The organism is Rhizobium sp. PAMB 3182, from assembly GCF_052908355.1.
On record NZ_CM128607.1, the window covers coordinates 1355910 to 1380326 of the forward strand.

The window sequence follows — 24417 nt, forward strand, 5'->3', positions numbered from 1 at the left end:
ATATTCATCCTTGATCAGCTTTTAAAAAATGCTGCGGACGCATCATGATTGCGTGATCGCCCCGACTATTGCGCGAAATCCTGTATGGGCGGCGGTCTGCGCCTTGCCAGAACCGCAATTGAGGCGCACTCTGCCTTATCGGCGGCACTTGAAACGGGCGCTGCCGACGGGGGATGGTTTCCTTCGCCCCAAGCCAGGGAGGACGCGATGTCTTCCGTTGCCCATAATTTTCAGATGACTGCGCGTGCGAACGCGATGGATATTGCGATCGCCACACGGGGCTTCGGCGTACTTGCGCCCCCATGCGCGGCAGACGGGCATTGGTGAGCATCCGTTCGGCCTGTGACATCTCCGTCGCCGCGCTTGCCCGCAGACGCTTTTCCGGCACCGCGAAGCCCAGGCAGACCGGCAATGAATTTTGCCGTCCCGACACCGTCGAGAGGATTGCATGACGATCTTCTCGGTCCGGCATATCACGGCCTATCACTATCTGAGGCCGGTGCATTTCGGACAGCACCGGCTGATGTTCAGGCCGCGCGACAGTTTCGACCAGACGCTGCTCAGCTGCGAGCTTGAGGTTTTCCCGCAACCGGATGCGGTCCGCTGGATCCACGACGTGTTCGGAAACTGTATCGCGCTGATCGACATCGCCGCGCCGGCGCGCGAATTGCGGATCGAGACACTCGTCCGCCTGGATCACACGCCGCATGTGCCCCTCGACATCGATGCGCGGGCGTTGCGTTTTCCGGTCGTCTATGACGAGGAAGAGGCGCCGGATCTCGCCTGCAGCATCGCCCGGCATCATCCGGACAAGGACGACACGGTCGGAAAGTGGGCGAGCCAGTTCGTCGCCTTCGGACCGAAGGCGCTGGCGGGACATGTGCTGATGACGCTGTGCTACGCAATCCGCGAGAGCTTCCGCTATTCCAGGCGCAGCGAGCACGGCGTCCAGACGCCGCAGGACACCTTGCGGCTGCGCAGTGGATCCTGCCGCGACTTCGCGCTGCTGATGATGGAGGCGGCCCGTTCGCTGGGCCTCGCCGCCCGCTTCGTCACCGGCTACATCTACGTGCCCGACCGGGACGGCTCGACGACGCTTGGCGGCGGCTCCACCCATGCCTGGTGCCAGGTCTATCTGCCGGGCGCCGGGTGGGTCGAATTCGACCCCACCAACGGCATCGTCGGCAATCGCGACCTGATCCGCATCGGGGTTGCCCGCGACCCGCGGCAGGCCATTCCGCTCTCCGGCAGCTATGACGGCGCGCAGGAAGACTTCGACCGTATGCAGGTACAGGTCAACGTGACCACCGAAGACGCTATCACCCAGGACGGCGGCACCAACGGGCATGCCACGGAAAAGCCCATCCGCCAGTCCAGCATGGACCCCATTCCAGAGGAACAAGACTAGATGAAGATAAGGGCCGGTTTCCAGATTGGATTCGAATGCCAGAACTACACCCCGATGCTGCTCGTTCTCAACGTCGCACCATCGCGCCGGGGCGATCTCCTGACCGAACAGACGCTGAGCTTCGACCGGCCGATCGACGTCTGGGGCTATACCGACGGCTTCGGCAATGCCTGCAACCGTATCGTCGCGCCGCCGGGGCTGACCACCATCTCCACCGCGTTCGAGATCTACGATACCGGCCTGCCCGATCCGATCCCCGAGAACGCTATCCAGCACGACATCAGTCATCTGCCCGACGCCGTGCTCGTCTACCTGCTCGGCAGCCGCTACTGCGACACGGACCGGCTGGCGGATTTCGCCTGGAAGACATTTTCGAACACACCGCTCGGCTGGCCGCGGGTGAAGGCCATTCTCGACTTCGCGCACAACCGCATCGCCTTCGACTACATGAAGGCGGACCCGTTCAGGACCGCCTTTGGCGGCTTCACGGACCAGACCGGCGTCTGCCGGGACTACGCGCATCTCGCCATCACGCTGTGCCGCTGCATGAACATTCCGGCCCGCTACTGCACCGGCTATCTGGGCGACATCGGCGTGCCGCTGGACCACAATCCGATGGACTTCAGCGCATGGTTCGAGGTTTATCTCAGCGGCCGCTGGTACACCGTCGATGCCCGGCACAACAAGCCACGCATCGGCCGCATCCTGATGGCGACGGGGCGCGACGCGACCGACGTGGCGCTGTCGACGGCATTCGGGCCGGCGCTTCTCAAGCGCTTCGACATCTTTACCGACGAGATCGCCGCCTGAGACGGGACGGCAGGCGGAAAACCCCGGTTTGATCCGTCAATGATCAGGCGGGTGATCGGTTGGCTTGTCAGTCGTTCATCCGTCATTGCCTGCTTTTCCACCATGACCTGGTAGGCGGGCCATGACGGCGAATATCCAGAACAGGAAGCCGAGTTCGGCGGCGGAGATATTGGCGAAGGGGATCTGAAAGAGGAACCCGCACCCCAGTCCGCCCAATATCACCGCGCGCAGGTCCTTGTCGCGCAACGCCGTCAGCGGCATGCAGGCAGCCGCCCAGATGAAGGCGGCCAGGCAGAAAATTCCCACAACAATCCCCATCACCTGCCAGCAGGCGATGAGCATGCCATCCACGGGCATGGTCCCGGCCACACCGGGGTCGTCATTGGAGAAGCCGATACCGGCCAGTGAGCTGTTGGGGGTCTCCCAAAGGGTCACGAATTCGTGCAACCGTTCCTGAAAGCTCCCGTCCTGGGTGCCTTGCGAGAATGTTTCCAGACGCTTGGATATCGCATCGTTGAACTCGGGAACGAGCGTGGCCGAAAACCCGGCCAGGAAAAGCATTGCAATGATGAAGCCGCTGCGAAAGCGCGTCGTCGAAAACAGCATGCAGAAGAGAACGCCAATCGCCAGCGACAGCCACGCGGTGCGGTATTGCGACAGCATGAGCCCGACGCTCGCCGGCGCGACCGAGATGATCGCAAACAAAGGCGGACGGAGAAAGCTGACAAGCAGAATGCCGACCGCCGTGAAGGTCGCGAAGCTTGCCGGACCGTTCATCGTGCTGAAGACGCGCACTTCATAGGGCACCGGAAGACCGACCGACGTGATCTGGGAGAAGTTCATCCAGTAGCCGTCCCAGCCCGGCACAAGGAAGTACTGGACCATGCCGTAAAGTCCCATCACCGGAATGGCAATGGCAAACATCGACGCGCCAGCCTCGAGCAGACGCTCGCGGTCTCCCGTCTCGATCAGCACCATGGCATAGAACAGCGGCGCCAGCCATTTGACCGCACCCGACGCGGCGTCGAAATAGGCCCCCTTGAAGAGCGTCATGAAGCATGCGTATGCCACGCAGATCAGCACGACGGCGATCGGCCCATGCCCCTTTTCGAGCGGACTGGACCGGCCGTCCAGGAAGGGGAATAAGCGCGGGATCGGCACCAGCATGGCCGCCAGCGGACCGATCAGCATGATGCCCTTGCCATCATAGCCGACATAATAGTCGACGACGCGACGGGCAAACGGCGCAAAGCAGAATAGCATCACGATTGCCTGCAGATGGGCCTCCGGGCTTTGTCGCCACGCATACCAGCCAACACCCACGCAGCCGACGAGGAAGAGCGGCCTGGCAAGGCTTCCGGCCACCGGCGCCATGGCCAGCACCATGAGCAGCAAGGCAACTGCCGCCAGCCAGCCCGGCGGCACAGCCTTCGGCATGTCACTGCTCGCCGAAGCCGCGTTCTGTCCTGAAAGCGCCATCACACCAACTCCCGCCCGCGCTTCGGATCACTGCCGACGGCGATGTCGAGCAGGCTTGAGATGGGCGCGGCGGTGACGATTTCCGCCACCACGTTGATGCCCATTCCCTGTAGGCGTTTCAGCAGCGTGACCGTCTCCTCCGAGCCGGCCTCCTTTTCCGTCGTACAAAAGAGGGCGCAATCGGCCTGCCTGGCAAGAAGGCCGGCGCCTATGCCCTGTTCCAGAGGCGGGCTGTCGAAAAGCACGAGGTCATAGATGCCGACGGCCTCGATGAATGGTCCGATCGCAAAGCCTTCCAGCACGCTGTCGGGATCGGCTGTGCCGCGGCCGGCGCCAATGACATCCGGCCCCTGCGGGGTTCGACGGACGGTCGAGTCCGGCTCAAGATCCATGGTGAGCGTTTCGAAGAGGCCCGGACCGGCGGAGACCCGCTGCGTGCGAGCCGACTGCACCGGCCGCAAATCGGCGTCCACGACAAGCACCCTGTGACCCAGCTGGCTCGCCCGGATTGCCAGCATCAGCGAAATCAGCGTCCGGCCCTCTTCGGGAAATGCAGAGAGAAGCGTCACCATGCGCGGCGCATCGGCACGATCGTCGCCGATAATGCCTTCGACGAGGACGTCCAGGGCTTCGCGCATGGCGGGATCGGCGAGCGCAAAACCGGCCCGCGCCAGTGCATCGCCATCCGGCAGTCGCAGCCGCGGCAACCGGATGACGACCGGAGGTTCGACGAGACTATCGCCGGCAGGCGCGGGAATCGGCTGGCGGATAGCCGTCTGCCGATTGCCGCCCGCGAGATTGTCGCAGACCAGAGCCGAGACGACCGCCATGACAAGAGCCAGCGCAAACCCTCCGGCGAAGAAGGGAGTGGTCTTCGGAAAATACCGGCTTGTCGGCAGCACCGCCTTGCTGACCAGCCTCAGGCGACCGAGCGCCGAAAGGCTGTCGGCTTCCAGCCTGTTCTTCTGGACGGACAGCGTATCGAAGCGCTGCTTGCTGAGCGCCAGTTGCCGCACGGCGTCCTCGATCGAGGTTTCGGCCGAATTCGCGTCGGCGGCGCCGGTCTTGGCCGTGTCGAGCTGGGCCTTCAGGGAATTGACGATATCCTCCGTCACCTTCAGCTGCTTCTCGGCGTTGGCGGAAATCCGCTCGAGTTCCTGGCGAAGGGCGGAGCGCAAGGTGTCGGCACGAATTTCGAGCGCCCGCAATTGCGGATGGCGAGGGCCAAGCGCGGCCGCCGCCGATTGCGCTTCGGCCTCGGCCGTTGCGAGCTGCTGCTTGAGATCGGCAATCGCGCGGCTGTTCTCGTCGCCGGTCAGCAGGGTCACGCTCTCGATATTGCCCTGCTTGGCCGCCTCCATGATGCCGATCGCCCTGGAGCGGTCCGCCTCCGCCTTTGACAGCTGCCCGAGGATCGATGTCAGCCGCTCCGCGCTCAAGGTCGCCTGCGCGCCGCTGACGAGACCGTTGTTGTTGCGAAAGGCCTGAACCGTCGCGCTTTCGCGCTCGATTTCACCATTGATCTCCTCGAGCTGCGCCGTGAGGCTGTCGATGGCCATCTGGCGGGACCTTGCAAGCTCTTCTCTATGCTGTGCGAGCATGGCCTCGACCAGCGCATCCGCCATGATGCGAGCCGTCTGCGGATCCGGAGAACTGTAGGATGCCGCAATGACACGGGAACGGCCGGACCCGCTCACGGAATATCTCGATTGCAGATAGGTGATGGCGTCCGACGCACCTGAATCGAAGCCACCGCAGTCCGTCTCTTTCAGGCCCAGGATGCCTGTCGAAGCGCGGCACTCCGCAAGCGCCGCCGCCTTCGCCTCTGGTATTTGCAGAACTCTTTGCAGAACGGCCGGCGATTGGGAGATGTAGACTTGGCTTTCCATGTCGGAGGGATCGCCCGCGTTCAGGGCGTCTCCCGACGGCACATCGAACACGCTCTGGGGCTGAACGATCGCCACCATTCCCGAGGCGACATAGGTGGATGGAATGAGGAAGAGCGCGACCATCACGGCCGCCCAGACGGAGATGAATACCGAGACGAACAGGACACGCCTTCGCCAGAGCGCCGACAGCGGATTTCCCGCCGACAGCATGCCCGGATCAAAAACAGGATTGCTACCCAAAAATCGGGTCATAGCGTGGCCCCGTTATCATGAAGCAACGGTCGTGTTCCTCTTCGCTCGAACCATGATCCAGGGCGCGCCTTGCTTTTCCGGCGTCCGCCGCGGCGCACGCGCAGAGGTCACATATCCGGACGCAAAAATCCGCCAGAGAGCGGAAATCCCTTATCGTCCAAGGACAAATATGGTGAATAAAGTCTAACGATCCATTAATGACGATGCCTGCGGGCCCTGGCCTGGCCGGTTGTCAGGTGATCAGGATGGCCCGGAAATCGTTGACATTGGTCAGCGTCGGGCCGGTGACGACCTGGCCGCCAATGCCCTCGAAAAATGCGTGGGCATCGTTCTCGGCAAGGGCCTTTTCGGCACTGACACCGGCGTCTTTAGCTGCCTTCAGCGTGCCGGGACCTATGATCGCCCCTGCCACTTCCGCCGCGCCGTCGACGCCGTCGGTGTCGCAGGCAATTGCGTGGATGCCCTCGGCACCATCGAGCGCCAGGGCGAGCGCGAGGCAGAACTCGGCGTTCGGTCCGCCGACGCCCTGCCCTATCCGGGTAACGGTCAGTTCGCCGCCCGACAACAGGAGGACCGGAGGATCGCCCGCGCGGCGGCCGGCCTTTATCTTCAACGCCTCTGCTGCCTGCGTGGCCGCGACCTCGCGGGCTTCCCCCTCCAGTGCGTCGCCGAGCATGCGGACCTCGACACCCGCCGCCTGCGCGAGTTCCGCCGCCGCCTCAAGCGACTGCCTCGGCGCGGCGTAGATGACATTCTCCACCCGCGACAGCGTCTCGTCATCCGGTGCGACGACACGGTTCGGCTTTTCCAAAGCGGCGAGAACACTGTCGGGCACGCTCACGTTCCATTTTTTCAGGATCGCCAATGCATCATCCTGCGACGACGCGTCGCCAACCGTCGGGCCGGAGCCGATGAAGGCCGGATCGTCGCCGGGCACGTCGGAGATCATCAGGGTCAGCATGCGGGCCGGCCAGGCCGCGGCGGCCAACTGACCGCCTTTCACCCGGCTTAAATGCTTGCGCACCGTGTTCATCCTGTCGATCGGCGCGCCGGAGGAAAGAAGCGCGGCGTTGACTGCCTTCTTCTCCTCGAGCGTCACACCTTCGACGGGCGCGACCAGCAGCGCGGAGGCGCCGCCGGAAATCAGCGCCAGCACGAAGTCGCCCTCGCCAGCCCTGCTGACGAGATCGAGCATCCGTCGCGTCGCTTCGAACCCTGCCTCGTCCGGCACCGGATGGGCGGCCTGGACGATTTCTATGCCCTGGCAGGGGCGCTGATAGCCGTAGCGGGTGATCACCAAGCCCTCGCACGGCCCCCAAATGGCTTCCACCGCTTCGGCCATGCGCGCACTCGCCTTGCCGGCGCCGACCACGATCAACCGGCCTTCTGGTTTCGGCGGCAGGAAACCGGCCAGCGACCGCATGGGATCGGCGACTTCGACGGCCTTGTCGAACAGCGTCCGCAAGAAGGTTTCCGGCGATGCAATGTCGGTCAATGGTCCCTGTCTCCTGCTTGGCGAATGCCGTTTCTCATTGTCCGGCAGCGCGTTGCGGCTTGTGCTTCGGCCAGACTGGCACATGAGCCCAACGAAGCGCCAGCCCGTTGTCGCTGTCTTCAGCCCTGCCGCTCGTCCATGAAGCGTTGCAGAAGGGCGAGCTGCTCTTCGCGGTCGCGCAGGACGCAGGTCGGGCACAGGCTGCCGCCCTCAACCTTCACATAGCGACAGCACCCGCCGCGAAGCCGGAATATCTCGCTTGCGTCGCCCTTGGAGGAGGAAACCCGCTCGAAGGCGAGCGCGTCGTTGGCGAATGGAGAACCTTCGGCCTTGACGATCGCGGTTGCAAGCACTGCCGCCCTTTCCTGATCCCCGTCCGACTTGCCGACGTCGAGGAAGGCAGAGGCAATGGAATCGGCAGCGATCCGCCATTGCGGGCGGCGACCGAAGCCGGTTCTCGTTCTCAGCGCCTCAATGATCGGCGCAAGCGAGCGCTCCAACTCCGCCGCCGCGATATTTTCGGACATGGGCCGGATGGAGGCGTCCGTCACGCCAAGTTCGAGCCGGGCCGGCATTCCACTTCCCCCGAACGCAAGGCGCCATTTCAGGGCGTTTGGAGCGAAGACGGGGACGGCGGCCTCGCGCAAAATAGCCGCTGCCACGGCAAGCGCATGGAAATAGCTGTACTGGCCGATGAGATAGGCCGCCTGCGTTCGCTGATCCATGCCGCGGGCGAAGAAGCGCTGGTAGGTCAGCAGCGTGGAGAGCGCCTCGGAGCCGGGATCGGCGAGGTCGGTAACGGTGAACCAGTCTCCGTCGAGGGGCGACCAACGCAATCGAAGCGGCGAGGCCTCTCCAAGCCATGTCCATGCCCGGACCAGTTCGGCCGGCATGATCTCTCCGCTTGAAAGTTCGGCAGTTGAGGCGTCGGCGTCCGGCATTCCACCCGCTTCGAATTAATCTGTTCTCCTGCGCGAGGCATACACGCAACGCCGCGGATTGGCCAAAGATAAATCCGTGCGGGTTCGAAGGCTCGCGCCGCGCGCGCTTGCCACCTCTAGCGAAGAAACGCTAGATTTGACTGGCGCGGGTCTGCCCGCTCCCATCCATTCCGCCTTTCCAATCCCGGAAAGCGCTCCGAACACCGGTGCCATATGAATGCAATGACTGATGCCGAGACCTTCTTCCGGGACAATCCGGACATCGAGATCCTGGAGGCCTTCGTCATCGATGTGAACGGCGTTCCCCGGGGCAAGTGGATCCCGCGGGACCGTGCCCTCGACGTGCTCGAAAAGGGGATGGCTATCCCGCGCTCGGTCTACGCGCTCGACGTCTGGGGCCGCGACGTAAACGCCGCCGGGCTTGCCGAAGGCACCGGCGATCCAGACGGCATGTGCTTTCCGGTTCCTGGCACGCTGTCGCGCGTCACCTGGCTGCAAAGGCCGACGGCGCAGGTCATGCTCGGCATGAGGGATTCCGACGGCAAGGGTTTTTACGGCGATCCGCGCCAGGTGCTGGCGAACGTCCTGGAGAAGTACCGCAAACTGAAGCTGACGCCGGTCGTTGCCACCGAGCTTGAATTCTACCTCATCGATCCGGTGCGCTCGGCGCTCGATCCCGTGCGGCCGCCGAATTCGCGCGAGGGCCGCTGGCAGAGCGGCCAGACGCAGGTACTGTCGATCTCGGAACTGCAGGATTTCGAGAATGTCTTTCACGACATCGCGATTGCCTGTCGGGCGCAATCGGTGCCAGCCGATACGACGCTGCGCGAAAACGGTCCCGGCCAGTACGAGATCAACCTCAATCATGTCCCGGATGCGCTGGAAGCCGCCGACAACGCGCTGCTTTTAAAGCGCATCGTCAAGGGCGTCGCGCGCAAGCATGATCTCGACGCCACGTTCATGGCCAAGCCCTACGGCCTGCAGGCCGGCAGCGGCATGCATGTGCATTTCTCGGTTCTCGACGAGAACGGCAACAACATCTATGCCGGCGAGAACGGGCCGGCCGACACGCTGTTCCATTCCGTCGGCGGGCTGCTTGCCAACATGGGCGAGAGCATGGCGGTGTTCGCACCGCATGCCAATTCCTATCGGCGGCTCAGGCCGAGCGAGCACGCGCCGACCTATGCCTCCTGGGGCATCGACAACCGCTCGGCGGCGGTCCGCGTCATCGTCGCCAGCAAGCCGGCGACGCGCATCGAGCACCGCGTGGCGGGCGCCGACACCAACCCCTACCTCGTGCTGGCGATGATCCTCAACGCGGCCCTTCTGGGCATGCGCGAGAAGATCCAGCCCGGCGGCGCGATTACCGGCGACGACCATGCGATCAGCCATGAGCCGCTGCCGACCAACTGGGACTATGCGCTTGGCAAATTCGCCAAGTCCGGTTTCGCCTATGCGACCTTCGGACCAAAGTACCGGGCGCTCTACGCCTCCTGCAAGCAGCAGGAGATTTCCGAATTCTCGCTCCGTGTGACGGATGTCGAATATGATGCCTACATCAGGACGGTCTGACATGAACGCACCGACTTCGCTTGCAAACAACCCGGGCCATGCCCCTTCCTGGTACGCCTCCAGCGCCAACGACAAGACCATCCGTCCGACGCTCGAAGGCGATATCGAAGCCGATGTCTGTGTCATCGGCGCCGGTTTTTCCGGGATTTCCGCCGGCCTGACGCTGGCCGAGCGCGGCTATTCGGTCGTCGTGCTGGAGGGCAGCCGCATTGGTTTCGGCGCGTCCGGGCGCAATGGCGGCCAGATCGTCAACGGCTACAGCCGCGACCTGAAGACCATCGCTTCCCGCTACGGCGAGGAGAAGGCGGTTCAGCTTGGCGCCATGTCGCTTGAGGGCGGTAACATCATCCGTGAGCGCGTTGAAACATACGGCATCGACTGCGACCTCAGGCATGGCGGCTTCTTCGCGGCGTTCACCGACAAGCAGATCCGCGAGATGGCGGCGCACAAGGCACATTGGGAGAAGCACGGCCATGACGGGCTGGAGATGGTCGCGAAGACCGACCTGTCGGGCATCGTCAAGTGCGATCTCTACGCCGGCGGCATGGTCGACCGGCATGGCGGCCACATTCACCCGCTGAACCTGGTGCTCGGTGAGGCGCGGGCTCTGGAAAGCCTCGGCGGCCGCATCTTCGAAAACAGCCGGGCGACAGGCGTCGACACCGGCCCCTCACCCTCGGTGCGCACTGCAACTGGATCGGTCAGGGCGAAATACGTGATCGTCTGCGGCAATGCCTATCTCGGCGAACTGCTGCCGCAGATCGGCAGCCGGATGATGCCGGTGTCCAGCCAGGTGATCGTCACCGAACCGCTGGACGAGGCCACCATCGCCAATCTGCTGCCGGCGGACTACTGCGTGGAGGATGCCAACTACGTGCTCGACTATTACCGCCGCACCGCCGACAACCGGCTGCTGTTCGGCGGCGGCATCGGCTATGGTGGGCAGGATCCGGCCAATATTGTCGCCAAGATCCAGCCGCATCTCGCCAAGACCTTCCCGTCGCTTTCAAGCAAGAAGATCGACTTTGCCTGGAGCGGAAATTTCGCGCTGACCTTCAGCCGCATTCCGCACATGGGCAAGCTGTCCGACACCGTCTACTTCTCGCATGGCGACAGCGGTCACGGCGTGACGACGACTCACCTGCTCGGCAAGATCCTCGGCGAGGCCGTGTCCGGCCATGCCGAACGGTTCGATGTGTGGAGTTCGCTGCCGAACTTCCCCTTCCCCGGAGGAAAGACTTTCCGGGTGCCGCTCACCGCGCTCGGCGCATGGTGGTACGGACTGAGAGACAAGCTCGGAATTTGACGGCCGACCGCGAAGGGCTCAGGCGGCGGGTGCCGCCAGGCCGGCCCGGACACGCTCGGTTTCGTCGATGCCGAGCAGGAAGTTGATCTGCGGACGCGCCTTGACCAGATCGTCGATCGAATAGTCCATCAGGACTTCGAAGAAGGCGTTCAGGGCCTTGCGCAGGGCCGAGTTCAGGCCACAGCTGTCGACCAGCGGGCATTCGGCCACGCCGTCCTCGAAGCATTCGGCCATGGCGAAGTTGTCTTCGGTGACCTTGACCACATCGAACAGGCTGATCTTGTCCGCCGGCCGGCCGAGGCGTACGCCGCCGTTGCGGCCCCGCACCGTCTCGACGATACCGGCCTTGTTGAGCGGCTGCAGAATCTTGAACAGAAACAGTTCGGAAACCCCGTAGGCCTTGGCGATCTCCGGAATGCGGCTCAGCCGACCTTCGTTGGCCGCGCAATACATCAGCATGCGCACCGCATAATTGGTCTGTTTCGTCAGTCGCATGCCGATCTCCGTTTAAAGTCTTCCTTGGCCGTCATGTTTATATAGGGCCATTCGTAGTTTGGAACAATTCCAAAATACGAAAATCACAATCATCTTTTTTCGCTAGTCCGTATTGCCATTGACATTTACATTAGAAACATGATGAAAACCATCAACATTTGACAAAATCAGGAGTTTGCGATGAACGGCTTTCAGAAGAAGCTTGCCACCCTCACCGCCGCCGCGGCACTTGTCGCGCTCGCCGCACCGGCTCTTGCCGAGGAAGTCAACATCTATTCCTATCGTCAGCCGGATCTGATCCAGCCGCTGCTCGATGCCTTCACCAAGGAGACGGGCATCGAAACCAACGTCCTGTTCCTCGACAAGGGTCTGGTCGAGCGTGTGCGCGCCGAAGGTGAAAACTCCCCGGCAGACGTCATCCTGACCGTCGACATCGGTCGCCTCGTCGAAACCAAGGATGGCGGCATCACCCAGCCGCTCGTCAACGACGTCGTCAACAAGGACATCCCGGCCGAATACCGCGATCCGGATGGCTACTGGTTCGGCCTGACCCGTCGCGGCCGCGTCATCTACGCCTCCAAGGAGCGCGTCGAGGAAAAGCAGATCACCTATGAGGAGCTTGCCGATCCGAAGTGGAAGGGCCGGCTTTGCACGCGCGATGGACAGCACCAGTACAATCTCGCGCTGTTTGCCTCGATGATCGCCCATCACGGTCCCGAATATGCGGAAACCTGGCTCAAGGGCGTCCGCGACAACCTCGTGCGCAAGCCGGACGGCAACGACCGCTCGCAGGCCAAGGACATCTATGCCGGCGGATGCGACATCGCGCTCGGCAACACCTATTATGTCGGCCTGATGATGACGGACACCAGCGAGCCGGAACAGCAGGAATGGGCAAGCGCCATCAACGTGATCTTCCCGAATGCCGAAGACCGTGGCACGCATGTCAACATTTCCGGCATGGCGCTCGCCAAACACGCGCCCAACAAGGATAACGCCGTCAAGCTGATGGAATTCCTGACGACCAAGGAAGCGCAGGAAATCTACGCTGAACGCGTGTTCGAATATCCGGTCATCGCCGGCGCGGAGCCGTCCGAGATCGTCAAGTCCTTCGGCACGCTGAAAGCCGATCCGCTGCCGCTGATCGACATTGCCAACAACCGCAAGCTGGCCTCCGAACTCGTCGACAAGACGGGCTACAACGAAGGCCCGTCGATGTAAGCTCGGGTCTCAACCGCACCGACATCCTCGAAGGCAGCGCTCCGGCGCTGCCTTTTTCGTATTCCCCAATGAAAAACGGGCCCCCGTTGCCGGGAGCCCGTTCCGCAAGTCTTGGAACAAGTCACTTACTTCATCGTCGGCATGACGAATTCGGCGCCGTCCTTGATGCCCGACGGCCAGCGGCTGGTGACCGTCTTGGTGCGGGTCCAGAACTTGATCGAATCCGTGCCATGCTGGTTCAGGTCGCCGAAGGACGAAGACTTCCAGCCGCCGAAGGAGTGGTAGGCCAGCGGAACAGGGATCGGAACGTTGACGCCAACCATGCCGATGTTGATGCGCGAGGCGAAGTCACGGGCCGCATCGCCATCGCGGGTGTAGATCGCGACGCCGTTACCGTATTCATGCTTCATCGGCAGTTCGAGGGCTTCCTCGTAGTTCTTGGCACGGACGACCGAGAGAACCGGTCCGAAGATTTCCGTCTTGTAGATGTCCATGTCCGGGGTGACGTTGTCGAACAGGCAGCCGCCCACGAAGTAGCCGTTCTCATAGCCCTGCAGCTTGAAGTCGCGGCCATCGACAACGAGCTTCGCGCCCTGCTCGACGCCGCGGTCGATGAGACCCGTGACGCGGGCCTGGGCTTCCTTGGTGACCAGCGGGCCCAGGTCGGCCTTGTCGTCGGTGTAGGGACCGATGCGCAGCGCTTCGACCATCGGGGTCAGCTTCTCGATCAGGCGGTTGGCGGTTTCCTCGCCGACCGGAACAGCGACCGAGATCGCCATGCAGCGCTCGCCGGCGGAACCGTAACCGGCACCCATCAGGGCGTTGGCGGCCTGGTCGAGGTCGGCGTCGGGCATGATGATCATGTGGTTCTTGGCGCCGCCGAAGCACTGGGCGCGCTTGCCGTTCATGGCAGCGGTGCCGTAGACATAGCGGGCGATCGGGGTCGAGCCGACGAAGGAAACGGCGCCGATATCCGGATCGGTCAGGATGGCGTCGACCGCGCCCTTGTCGCCGTTGACAACGTTGAGGATACCTGCCGGCAGGCCGGCTTCGATCATCAGTTCGGCCAGGCGGATCGGCACGGACGGGTCACGCTCGGAGGGCTTCAGGATGAAGGCGTTGCCGCAGGCGATCGCCGGGGCGAACATCCACATCGGGATCATGGCCGGGAAGTTGAACGGCGTGATGCCAGCGCCGATGCCGACGGCCTGGCGGATGGAATACATGTCGATGTTCGGACCCGCGCCTTCCGTGAACTCGCTCTTCGACAGGTGCGGGATGCCGATGACGAATTCGCAGACCTCGAGACCCCGGACGATGTCGCCCTTGGCGTCCTCGATCGTCTTGCCGTGCTCCTTCGACAGCATTTCGGCGAGTTCGTTCATGTTGTCATTGAGAAGGGCGACGAACTTCATGAACACGCGGGCGCGGCGCTGCGGGTTGGTGGCAGCCCATTGCGGCTGCGCAGCCTTCGCGTTCTCTACGGCAGCGCGCAGTTCGGCGTCGCTGGCGAGCGCGACTTCCGCCTGCACTTCGCCGGTCGCCGGATTGTAAACGGGCGCGAAACGGCCGCTGGTGCCGGCAACCTGCTTGCCGCCGATGAAATGACCAATCTTTTTCATGGGTTTCCTCCTTGATGATTGAGGAGAGGATCGCACTTTAATTTGCACAATTCAACGGCATGATTTACATATCCGTTGTGCAAAATTTGAAGCCGGAGCGGATATGGACTGGGACGATGTGCGCATGTTTCTCGCGGTCGCGCGAAGCGGGCAGATCCTGTCGGCCTCCAAGCGCATGGGGGTCAACCATGCGACGCTGTCGCGCCGCGTCAGCGCGCTGGAAGAAAGCCTCAATACACGGCTGCTTATCCGCCGCACCAATGGCTGCGACCTGACGGCGGAGGGTGAGACCTTCCTGAAGGCCGCCGAGCGCATGGAAACCGAAATGCTGGCCGCGCAGGCGATGATCGCCAAGGTCGACAGCGCGATTGCCGGCACCGTTCGCATCGGCGCACCGGACGGGTTTGGCGTCTCGTTCCTCTCGCCGCGGCTGGGGCGGCTGATCCGGCGCTATCCCGACCTCAAGATCGAGCTCGTGCCGGTGCCGCGCTCCTTCTCGTTGTCGCAGCGCGAGGCCGACATCGCCATCACGTTGGAGCGGCCGGACCAGGGCCGGCTCATCTCGTCGAAGCTGACCGACTACACCCTCGGTCTCTACGCCTCCGCGGACTATGTGAAGGAGAACGGCACGCCCGAGCGGATCGAAGACCTGCGCCGCCATCCGCGCATCGGCTATGTGGAAGACCTAATCTTCACCCCGTCGCTGGATTTCAGCGCCGATATCCTGCGCAACTGGGACACGGCGTTCGGCGTCTCCTCATCGATCGGGCAGACCGAGGCCGTACTTTCGGGCGCCGGCATCGGCATCCTCCACAACTACATCGCCCACGAGAAGGACACACTGATCAGGGTGCTGCCGGAGATCGAGATCCGCCGCGCCTACTGGACGACCTATCACGAGAGTATCCGCGACCTGCTGCGGGTGCGAACGGTCATCGACTTCCTGCAGGAACTGGTACGGGAGGAACGAGGGAGGTTCAGCTGAGCACTTCAGTGGAACCCTGTAGGGTGGTTTGAAGTTGTCTTCCGCATGGAAGCACTTTTCAGAGAATTCGACTACTCCACCTTCCTCGCCCCGTCGGTGATTGCCGTACGGGTCCTGATCGCCATGATCTGCGGTGCGATCGTCGGGCTCGACCGGGAGATGGCGAGCCACGCCGCGGGGCTGCGCACGCATATTCTCGTCAGCCTGACGGCGGCGATCATCGCCGTGCTGGCGATCGAGATCATCCACATGCCGACCTTTGCCGACGAATCGATCCGGATCGACCCGATCCGCCTGATCGAGGCGCTGACGAGCGGCGTGGCATTTCTGGCCGCCGGCATGATCGTCTTCAGTCAGGGACGGGTGCGCGGGCTGACGACCGGCGCGGGCATGTGGCTCGCCGGCGCGGTCGGCCTCGCCTGCGGACTTGGCCTCTGGCTGATCGCCGGCATAGCAACGCTCGGCGCGATCATCGTTCTGGCACTGCTGCACCGGCTGGAGCCCGGCAACAAGACGGACGACCAAACGTCGCCGCCGAACGCCGGCACAAGCGAAACGCAATAAAGCGGGGGAAAGAAGAAATGGTACGGTTGGTGGGAATCGAACCTACGACCTCAGGTGCCACAAACCTGCGCTCTAACCAACTGAGCTACAACCGCACACTGGACGCCTCGGCGTCACGGAGGGTCACATACGGGCTGTTTTCCGCTTTTGCAAGACCCTTGATATTGAATACAAAAAAAAGCCGGGTTTTGCCACCCGGCTTTTTCATCAGTTGGACATTTGTCCGATCAGGCGGCCTTGAAGTAGGTCGAAGCCTTTTCGGCGGCAGCCTTGGACGGCGCGGCAACCGATTCAGCGACCTTCTTGCTGGCTTCCTGCATGGACTTGGCCTGCTCGACGGCGGCTTCAGACTGCTTGCGGAAGAAAGAGGTCTGCAGTTCGAAGAGTTCTGCGACCGACTTTACGCCGAGCAGGGCTTCGAAATGCGAGAAAGAGCTTTCAGCGTTGGCGCGCATCGTGTCGATGGTCTTGAGACCGAGTTCGACGGTGCCGGCCTGGGCATTCTTCAGCGTCGCTTCAACGGTCTGCGTTGCTTCTTCGGCAGCCTGCTTCATCTTTGCATAGGCTTCCTTGGACTGCTCTGCACCCTTTTCAGCGAAATCGCGAAAACCTTCGCCGAGCTTGCTCGGGTCGAAAGTGGAAATGGAAAATACGTCCTGCGTTTTCTTCGTAGCCATTGTTTTGCGCTCCTTGAGTTAGGGCCCTCTTTAAACAGGCACCCTCGCGTTCTTCGGTGAGCACTATATAATACAGTCCGTTGTGCATTGCAATATCTTTTGTGCGCCGCACAATAAATTAACTCTGTTTAAGAGTTTCCCGATACCCATGCTGGACCCGCAGGAGCGGGAAAGATATTAATAATGCGTTAAATATCAGCGCATACAAGCCTCCCCGTTAAAGGTCGAAATGTCCGCCGTGCAGTACCCTTTCATAGATGTCGCCGTCCACGATCGCGTTCGCGGCCGCTTTGCGCGCGGCGAGGCGCTGGTGATCTTTTCCGCCGGCATGGACGATGTGCTGTGGGCGAACGGCCCGGGTGCTGCGGTATTCGGCGGAAGCTCCGTTTACGACTTCATAGACCAGGCGCCGCCGCTGAACGACCTGACCTTCCGGCAGGCCGCCGTGATGGCGCGCAGCCTGGAGCGCATCGGCGACGTGCGCGGTTTCCTCATTCGCGTGCCGAACGGCTTTCAGCGTTCGACCGTGCGCGCCGAAGCCGAGATGATCCGCATCGGTATGGACGAGGCGATCCTGCTATCGGTGCCTGCCGTCTCCGAGCCAAAGGGGCCTCAGGCCACCGCGGCGCGGATGATCGAGGGCTTCGACGATCCGGATACGCATGTGGCGATCCTCGACGAGAACGGTTTCGTGCTGGCCTCGTCTGGCGGCTTTGCCGAGCTCGGCATGAGCGCCGAAACCGTGCAGACGCTGGCCGGCAATGCGGCTGACGAACCTGCCCGGCTTCTCAAGCGCCGGCTGGAGACCGGACGCGGGCTGATGCCCGCCGCCATCGGCCGGCTTGCCGAAGAGCCCAACCTCTATCTTCTCTTTGTCGTCGAAGCGCCGCAACAGGCGGACGCCGCTGAGGCGCCTGTTGCGCCGCCGGACGACAGTGCTCCCTTCGCCGAAGAGAGCGTGCAGGACTATTCCGAACCTGCCGACCCGACATCCGGCGAGGACGACGGGATGGGGACCGACGCAGTCTCCCACGAAGCATCCGAGGAAACCAACCAGGAGACGGAAGACCAGGCCGAGCCGCCGGCAAAACCGTCTTCGCTGATGGACCTGCTGACGGACGACCCGTCGGTCGAGATTCCTCCGATGACGATCTCCGACATTCCGATGGCGCCTGCCGCATCCACGGACGTTCCTCCGGTCGAAGCCGAGCAACCCCCTGCCGAGCCCGTCGAACGCTTCATCACACCGGAAGCGCCGAAGTCCGATTTCCGGTTCAATCCGGAGGGACGCGCCATCCGCTTCGTCTGGAAGGTGGATGCGGACGGCCATTTCTGCGAGGTCTCGGACGAATTTGCCGAGGCGGTCGGCCCGAATGCCGCCGCGATCAACGGCGTCGCCTTCAGTGACCTCGCCCATCTTTTTGACCTCGATCCGGACGGCAAGATCACCGAGCTTCTGAAGAAGCGCGATACATGGTCCGGCAAGACGATCTACTGGCCGGTCGAAGGCACGAGCCTGAAGGTGCCGGTCGATCTGGCGGCCCTCCCGACCTACAGCCGGTCGCGCGGTTTCGACGGTTTCCGCGGCTTCGGCATCGTGCGTCGCGCCGATGCGGTCGAGGATCCGCTGGCAACCGGACTGACGCTTGGCGGCAAGCCCCTGCCCACGGAGAGCGAGAGCAACTCCGAGGCCCCGGACGCTGCCGAGCCCGACGAACAGCCTCAAGCCGCACCGGAGGAACCGGTGGAAACCGCTGTCGAGACCGTGGCAGAGCAGGAAGACGTCGCACCGGCCGACGACATACAGACCTCCGCGGCTGACAGCGAGATAGCCTACGACGCGCCGTCGGACGATCAGGGCGACGACACCGTCGAACATGCCGATGAGCAGCCGGCCGACGATGACGGCATCGAATGGTCGCCGGAAACGATCGCCCCAACGCCACAGAGCGAACCACCGGCGCTTCTCGTCACCGAGACACCGGACCGCCGTCAGTCGGACAAGATCATCCGCCTGGAGGAACATCGTGCCCGGATGAACGACGGGCTGAGCCCGGGCGAACAGGCGGCATTCCGGGAGATCGCCAAGCGGCTCGGCACGGAAGAGCTGCCGGCAGAGACTGCGGACGTCGCTTCTGTTGACGAAAGGCTTGCCGATTCAGGCGAAGCCGAAAGCCCCGTCGAGGCAGACAGCTATTCGCAGGAGCCGTCGCCTGCAGAAGATATCCGCGACGCCAATCCACTCGGCGAGTTTCTTCCGCCGCGCCGCGACATGGCCTCACCGCTTCCCGCTTCCGCGATCGACGAGATGCCGGTGGCAATCCTCATTCACGCCGGCGACCGGCTGATCCACGCCAACGGCGAATTCGCCAAGCTGACCGGCTACGAGACGCTCGAAGCGCTTGAGACTGCCGGTGGCCTCGACGCGCTACTGCAAAGAAGCGAGCTCGAGGAAACGTCCGAAGCCGGCGGCGGCATGATGATCGTGCGCGCCGACGACACCATAGTCCCCGTCGCCGCACGGCTGCGGTCGATCCGCTTCGATGATTCCGACGCGCTGATGCTGGCGCTGATCCCGTCCGCACCGGTCACCGCTGCGGACGCAGGCGCCCCGGTGGAAGACACATCCGGCACCATCCTGCCTTTCATTGGCGAGGAGACCCCGGCGGAGCAGGAAGATGTGTCTCGGCTGCGCATCGAGGTCGAGGAGCTGCGTTCCATTCTCGAGACGGCGACGGACGGCGTGGTCATCATCGGGCCGGAAGGCGGCATCCGCTCCATGAACCGCTCGGCGAGCGCCCTGTTCAACTACGACGAAGCCGATACGCGTGGCAAACCCTTCGCCATGCTGTTTGCCCATGAAAGCCAGCGCGCGGTCGCCGACTATCTGAACGGGCTGACCGACAACGGCGTCGCCAGCGTTTTGAACGACGGCCGCGAGGTGATCGGCCGGGAATCCGGCGGCGGTTTCATTCCGCTGTTCATGACGCTCGGCCGCCTGTCGTCCTCCGACGGCTATTGCGCCGTCATCCGCGACGTGACGAACTGGAAGCGAACCGAGGAAGAGTTGCGCAAGGCGAAGCGCGACGCGGAAACGGCCAACAAGCACAAGAGCGATTTCCTCGCCCATGTGAGCCACGAGATCCGCACGCCGCTGAATGCCATCATCGGCTTTTCCGACATGATGTCGAACGAGCGCTTCGGGCCGATCGGGCATCACCGCTACATCGAATATGCGAACGACATCGGCCGTTCGGGACGGCTGGTTCTCGATATCGTCAACGACCTTCTCGACATCTCCAAGATCGAAGCCGGTCAGATGGAGATGGATTTCGCCGCCGTCAGCCTCAACGAGACGCTGTCGGAGGCCGTGTCGCTGGTGCAGCCGCAGGCCAACAACCAGCGCGTCATCGTGCGCACGGCGCTGTCGCAGGCCGTGCCGATGGTTGTCGCCGACCTGCGCTCGGTCAAGCAGATCGCGCTCAACATCTTGTCGAACGCCATCCGCTTCACGCCGTCGGGCGGACAGATCGTCGTGTCGACCTCCTACGAGGTGAATGGCAGCGTCGTGCTCAGGATTCGCGATACCGGCATCGGCATGTCGAAGGCCGAACTGGAACAGGCGATGAAGCCGTTCCGCCAGGTCTCCGGCGGCAATCGCCAGAAGGGTGACGGCACCGGTCTCGGCCTGCCGCTGACGAAGGCGATGGTCGAAGCCAACCGCGCATCCTTGTCGATCCAGTCGGAGCCGAGCCGCGGCACGCTGGTCGAAATCACCTTCCCGTCCCCGCGCGTCCTTGCAGACTGAGGCTTCATCGGCTAGAGCCGATGGATAAGCTGATTAAAGGGATCACCAATTGGCGGCGCAGACGACGCTGGTCACGGAAGGGCCGGCACCTTCGAGAGTGAGACGGCGCGGTACGTGGCGGCAACCGCTCGTGGCCTTCGTCGTTTTCGCGGTCGCGGCCATGCCGGTGTTCGCGATCCTGTGGATCGCCTCGTCCGGAGATGCCGACACCTGGCGGCACCTCGCCGAAAACGTCATTCCCCGCGCGCTTGGCCGCACGCTGGCGCTGATGGCCTATACCGGTCTTGCGACCGCCGTGATCGGCGTTGCCTGTGCCTGGCTCGTCTCCTCCTGCGACTTCCCGCTCAGGCGGTTCTTTTCCGCCGTTCTCGTCCTGCCGCTGGCGCTCCCCGCCTATCTCGCTGCCTACGCGTTCGGCGAGTTCTTCGACTTTACCGGACCGGCACAGACTTTGGTCCGCACCGTCTTCGGCTTCAAGACGATGCGCGACTACTGGTTTCCGGACATCCGCTCGCTCGGCGGCGCGGTGCTCGTCATGACCGCGGTTCTCTACCCTTATGTCTATCTCGCCTGCCGCTCGGTGTTCCGCATGCAGGGCCGGGCCGCTGCGGATGTGGCGCGCACGCTCGGCGCCGGGCCGGTCAAGGTGTTTTTCCGAGTACAATTGCCGATGGCCCGGCCGGCCCTGATGATCGGCCTCACCCTGGTGATGATGGAAACGCTGAACGACATCGGCGCGGTCCAGTATCTCGGCGTCAACACGCTGACCTTCGCCATCTACGATACCTGGCTCAACCGCGGCAGCCTCGTCGGCGCGGTGCAGCTCGCCTGCCTCATCCTCGTCTTCATCGCCGTCCTGATGGTCGTCGAGCGACGCGCGCGCCGCCAGCAACGCTTCGCCAGCCAGAAGACGACCGCCGCGGTTCATGATGTCATCAGGCTCAAGCTGAAAGGCTGGACAAAGTGGGCGGCGGTCGCGGCCTGCGCCCTGCCCGTCCTCGTCGGCTTTGTCGTGCCGGTACTTGTACTCGGCTCCTATGCGTTGAAGCGCCTGCCGGCCTTTGCTTCGCCCAAGCTCATCGACGCACTGACCACAAGCATCACCATCGCCGCGATCACCGCTGTCGTCGCCGTCAGCTTGAGCTTCGCGCTGTCGCAATCGGCGCGCAGCAATTCCTCGCGGCTGGTCAAGGCGCTGGTGCGGCTTGCCTCCTTCGGCTACGGCATTCCCGGCACGGTGCTGGCGATCGGCGTGCTCGTGCCGCTTGCCGCCTTCGACAATCTCTTCGCCCACTTCACCAAGGACTATTTCGGCTTTTCGCTTGGGCTGATCCTGTCGGGCACCGGCTTTGCGATCGTCTATGCCTGCACGGTGCGCTTCATCACCATGGCGGAGGGCAATATCGATGCGGGGCTGCAGAAGCTCTCGCCGCATCTCGACATGGCCTCGCGCATGCTGGGCCACAATGCCCGCCAGACGCTGTGGCGGGTCATCCTGCCGAACCTGCGGCCAGCGCTCCTGACCGCCGGACTGCTGGTCTTCATCGAAACGCTGAAGGAACTGTCGGCGACGATCCTGCTCCGGCCGTTCAACTTCAACACGCTGGCGACGCTCGTCTACGAGGACGCATCGCGGTCGCAGGTCGCTAACGCCTCCGTGCCGGCGATCATCATCATCGTCGCCGGCCTCGTCCCAGCGATCCTGGTGTCGCGATCGCTGGAACGGGGAACCTGAGCCCGGCTCAGTCCTTCAGGTCGGGAAGATCGGCGTAGAGTTCGAGGGCTTCCGGATTGGCCAGCGCTTCCTTGTTCTTCACCGGACGGCCATGCACGACCTCGCGGACGGCGAGCTCGACGATCTTGCCGGACTTGGTGCGCGGAATGTCGGCGACGGCGATCACCTTGGCCGGCACATGGCGCGGCGAGGCGCCAACGCGGATACGGGTCTTGATCGCCTTGACGAGCGCGTCATCGAGCGAAGCGCCCGGGGCCAGCCGTACGAAGAGGACGACGCGGACGTCGTTGTCCCAGTCCTGGCCGATGCACAGCGCCTCGGCGACCTCTTCCATCTGCTCGACCTGATTGTAGATCTCCGCCGTGCCGATGCGCACGCCGCCGGGATTGAGGGTCGCATCCGAGCGGCCGTGAATGATGATGCCGCCATGCTCGGTCCATTCGGCGAAATCGCCATGGCACCAGATGTTGTCGAAACGCTCGAAATAGGCCGCCTTGTACTTGGTCTTTTCCGGATCGTTCCAGAACATGATCGGCATGCTCGGGAAGGCCTTGGCGCAGATGAGTTCGCCCTTCTCGCCGCGCACCGGCTTGCCTTCGTCGTCCCAGATGTCGACGGCGAGACCGAGGCCGGGGCCCTGAATTTCACCGCGCCAGACCGGCTTCATCGGATTGCCGAGCACGAAGCAGGAGACGATATCCGTGCCGCCGGAAATCGACGCCAGCAGGATGTCCTTCTTGATGTCCTCGTAGACGAAGGTGAAGCCTTCCGGCGACAGCGGCGAACCGGTCGACGTCATCATCCTCAGCGACGACAGGTCATGACTGTCCTTCGGAATGAAGCCGCTCTTGCGCACGGCATCGATGTATTTCGCGGAAGTGCCGAAGACCGCGAATTTTTCGTCGCGGGCATAATCGAACAGCACCTTTTCGTCCGGCGCGAAGGGCGAACCGTCGAACAGGCAGAGCGTTGCACCGGAGGCGAGCCCCGTGACCAGCCAGTTCCACATCATCCAGCCGCAGGTGGTGAAGTAGAAGAGACGGTCGCCGTCTCCCAGCCCGCAATGGAAGCGATGCTCCTTCAGGTGCTGCAGCAGCGTGCCGCCCGCCGAATGGACGATGCATTTCGGAACGCCGGTCGTGCCCGAGGAAAACAGGATGTAGAGCGGGTGCGAGAAGGGAAGCGGCGTAAACTCGACCGCCTTCGCCGCATAGGGTTCGACAAACGCGGCAAGCGTGCTGGCACCTGCAACCGAACCGGCAAGAGCCTCGGCATCGCCGGCATAGGGAATGATGACCGCCGGCACGCCAAGCTTTGCAACAATCTCCTTCACCTTAGCGGAAACGTCCTGCAGCTTGCCGTTATACCAGTAGCCGTCGCAGACGATGAAGAGCTTGGGCTCGATCTGTCCGAAGCGGTCGAGCACGCCCTGAACGCCGAAGTCGGGAGAGCAGGATGACCAGATGGCGCCGATGGAGGCGGCTGCCAGCATGCAGGCGATCGTTTCCGGCATGTTCGGCATCATCGCGGCGATCCGGTCGCCCTCGCCTATCCCCATCGCCTTGTAGGCCTGCTGCAGGCGCGAGACGAGGTCAGTCAGGCGATCCCAGGACCAGCGATCCTCGACCTTGTCCTCGCCGCGGAAGATCAGCGCCGTGTCGCCGCCGGATTTGGCCAGCAGGTTTTCGGCGAAGTTGAGCTTCGCATCTGGAAAGAAGCGAGCCTCGAGCATGTCGTCACCATGGATCAGCGGCCGCTCGCCGCGCTCGCCCTTGACGCCGCAATAGTCCCAGACGGCCTCCCAGAAGGCGCCGCGTTCGGTGATCGACCATGTGTGAAAGGCATCGTAGTCCGCGAACTCATGCCCGGCCTTTTCGGCGCAATAGGACATGAAGGCGAACATCGGCGTGCTTTTCCGAGACTCCGGTGAAGGCTCCCACAATGGCATTGCGTCAGTCATGCATTCCTCCTCGTTTTTCCTCTCTATAGCATGCCGCACCGCAATATAAATATAGCTCTGCGAGGAGAGCTTGGGGCCAATGGTCCCATGTGGCCCTCTCTACGGCAAATGGCGTATTTGCGCCCGCAGAAGCGGAAGCTATTGAGGGACCGTTACAATTTCCGGCAGAGACAAGAAATCCGGCTCCAGGTCAGATCC

General features: G+C 63.1%; 17 protein-coding genes and 1 tRNA gene. 9 read left to right on the forward strand and 9 right to left on the reverse strand.

Annotated elements, in window-relative coordinates; translation table 11 throughout:
• Positions 1–448: 448 nt before the first annotated feature.
• A complete protein-coding gene (locus ACU5AZ_RS06790; RefSeq protein WP_446825257.1) occupies positions 449–1408 on the forward strand; it encodes a transglutaminase family protein in 960 nt (319 codons plus the stop codon).
• The gene (locus ACU5AZ_RS06795; RefSeq protein WP_446825258.1) at positions 1409–2218 is read left to right on the forward strand and encodes a transglutaminase-like domain-containing protein; all 810 of its coding nucleotides are present in this window, start codon (positions 1409–1411) and stop codon (positions 2216–2218) included.
• A gap of 75 nt (positions 2219–2293) precedes the next feature.
• Here the strand turns inward: ACU5AZ_RS06795 and ACU5AZ_RS06800 are convergent, their stop codons facing one another.
• The 4 genes from ACU5AZ_RS06800 to ACU5AZ_RS06815 form a co-directional block, all read right to left on the reverse strand.
• Entirely contained in the window at positions 2294–3697 is a 1404-nt protein-coding gene (locus tag ACU5AZ_RS06800) for an O-antigen ligase family protein (RefSeq protein ID WP_446825259.1), read from the reverse strand.
• Entirely contained in the window at positions 3697–5838 is a 2142-nt protein-coding gene (locus ACU5AZ_RS06805; RefSeq protein WP_446825260.1) for a GumC family protein, read from the reverse strand. Before ACU5AZ_RS06805 ends, ACU5AZ_RS06800 begins: the two co-directional genes overlap by 1 nt.
• A 232-nt stretch (positions 5839–6070) precedes the next feature.
• A complete protein-coding gene (locus ACU5AZ_RS06810) occupies positions 6071–7333 on the reverse strand; it encodes a glycerate kinase type-2 family protein (RefSeq protein ID WP_446825261.1) in 1263 nt (420 codons plus the stop codon).
• Between the two features lie 119 nt (positions 7334–7452).
• Positions 7453–8274: a hypothetical protein gene (locus tag ACU5AZ_RS06815; RefSeq protein WP_446825262.1), complete on the reverse strand. Its 822-nt coding sequence runs from the start codon at positions 8272–8274 to the stop codon at positions 7453–7455.
• 222 nt (positions 8275–8496) lie between these two features.
• Between ACU5AZ_RS06815 and ACU5AZ_RS06820 the strand changes: the two genes are divergently transcribed.
• A complete protein-coding gene (locus tag ACU5AZ_RS06820) occupies positions 8497–9846 on the forward strand; it encodes a glutamine synthetase family protein (protein ID WP_446825263.1) in 1350 nt (449 codons plus the stop codon).
• Between the two features lies 1 nt (position 9847).
• Positions 9848–11152, forward strand: a complete 1305-nt coding sequence (locus ACU5AZ_RS06825; protein WP_446825264.1) for an NAD(P)/FAD-dependent oxidoreductase — start codon at positions 9848–9850, stop codon at positions 11150–11152.
• A gap of 18 nt (positions 11153–11170) precedes the next feature.
• Here ACU5AZ_RS06825 and rirA read toward each other — a convergent pair whose 3' ends face one another.
• Entirely contained in the window at positions 11171–11647 is a 477-nt protein-coding gene (rirA, locus tag ACU5AZ_RS06830) for an iron-responsive transcriptional regulator RirA (RefSeq protein ID WP_446825265.1), read from the reverse strand.
• Positions 11648–11827: 180 nt separating this feature from the next.
• On the opposite strand from rirA, the gene ACU5AZ_RS06835 reads away from it, so the two are divergent.
• Entirely contained in the window at positions 11828–12868 is a 1041-nt protein-coding gene (locus ACU5AZ_RS06835) for a Fe(3+) ABC transporter substrate-binding protein (protein WP_446825266.1), read from the forward strand.
• Between the two features lie 125 nt (positions 12869–12993).
• Here ACU5AZ_RS06835 and ACU5AZ_RS06840 read toward each other — a convergent pair whose 3' ends face one another.
• Complete coding sequence (locus ACU5AZ_RS06840; protein ID WP_446825267.1) at positions 12994–14490, reverse strand: CoA-acylating methylmalonate-semialdehyde dehydrogenase; 1497 nt, start codon at positions 14488–14490, stop codon at positions 12994–12996.
• A 103-nt stretch (positions 14491–14593) separates the two neighbouring features.
• On the opposite strand from ACU5AZ_RS06840, the gene ACU5AZ_RS06845 reads away from it, so the two are divergent.
• Together ACU5AZ_RS06845 and ACU5AZ_RS06850 are read left to right on the forward strand one after the other, a co-directional pair.
• Entirely contained in the window at positions 14594–15475 is an 882-nt protein-coding gene (locus tag ACU5AZ_RS06845) for a LysR family transcriptional regulator (RefSeq protein ID WP_446825268.1), read from the forward strand.
• 45 nt (positions 15476–15520) lie between these two features.
• Positions 15521–16039 carry an MgtC/SapB family protein gene (locus ACU5AZ_RS06850; RefSeq protein WP_446825269.1) on the forward strand — a complete coding sequence of 173 codons (519 nt, stop codon included), beginning with the start codon at positions 15521–15523 and terminating at the stop codon, positions 16037–16039.
• Between the two features lie 18 nt (positions 16040–16057).
• Here the strand turns inward: ACU5AZ_RS06850 and ACU5AZ_RS06855 are convergent.
• A tRNA-His gene (locus ACU5AZ_RS06855) sits at positions 16058–16134 on the reverse strand.
• A 132-nt stretch (positions 16135–16266) separates the two neighbouring features.
• Positions 16267–16716 carry a phasin gene (locus ACU5AZ_RS06860; RefSeq protein WP_446825270.1) on the reverse strand — a complete coding sequence of 150 codons (450 nt, stop codon included), beginning with the start codon at positions 16714–16716 and terminating at the stop codon, positions 16267–16269.
• A gap of 229 nt (positions 16717–16945) precedes the next feature.
• Here ACU5AZ_RS06860 and ACU5AZ_RS06865 point away from each other — a divergent pair, with 229 nt between their 5' ends.
• Positions 16946–20524: an ATP-binding protein gene (locus ACU5AZ_RS06865; RefSeq protein WP_446825271.1), complete on the forward strand. Its 3579-nt coding sequence runs from the start codon at positions 16946–16948 to the stop codon at positions 20522–20524.
• Between the two features lie 160 nt (positions 20525–20684).
• Positions 20685–22259: an ABC transporter permease gene (locus tag ACU5AZ_RS06870; protein WP_446825943.1), complete on the forward strand. Its 1575-nt coding sequence runs from the start codon at positions 20685–20687 to the stop codon at positions 22257–22259.
• Positions 22260–22266: 7 nt separating this feature from the next.
• Here ACU5AZ_RS06870 and ACU5AZ_RS06875 read toward each other — a convergent pair whose 3' ends face one another.
• Positions 22267–24219 (reverse strand): acetoacetate--CoA ligase, encoded by a 1953-nt coding sequence (locus ACU5AZ_RS06875; protein WP_446825272.1) that lies wholly within the window; start codon positions 24217–24219, stop codon positions 22267–22269.
• Positions 24220–24417: the final 198 nt, after the last annotated feature.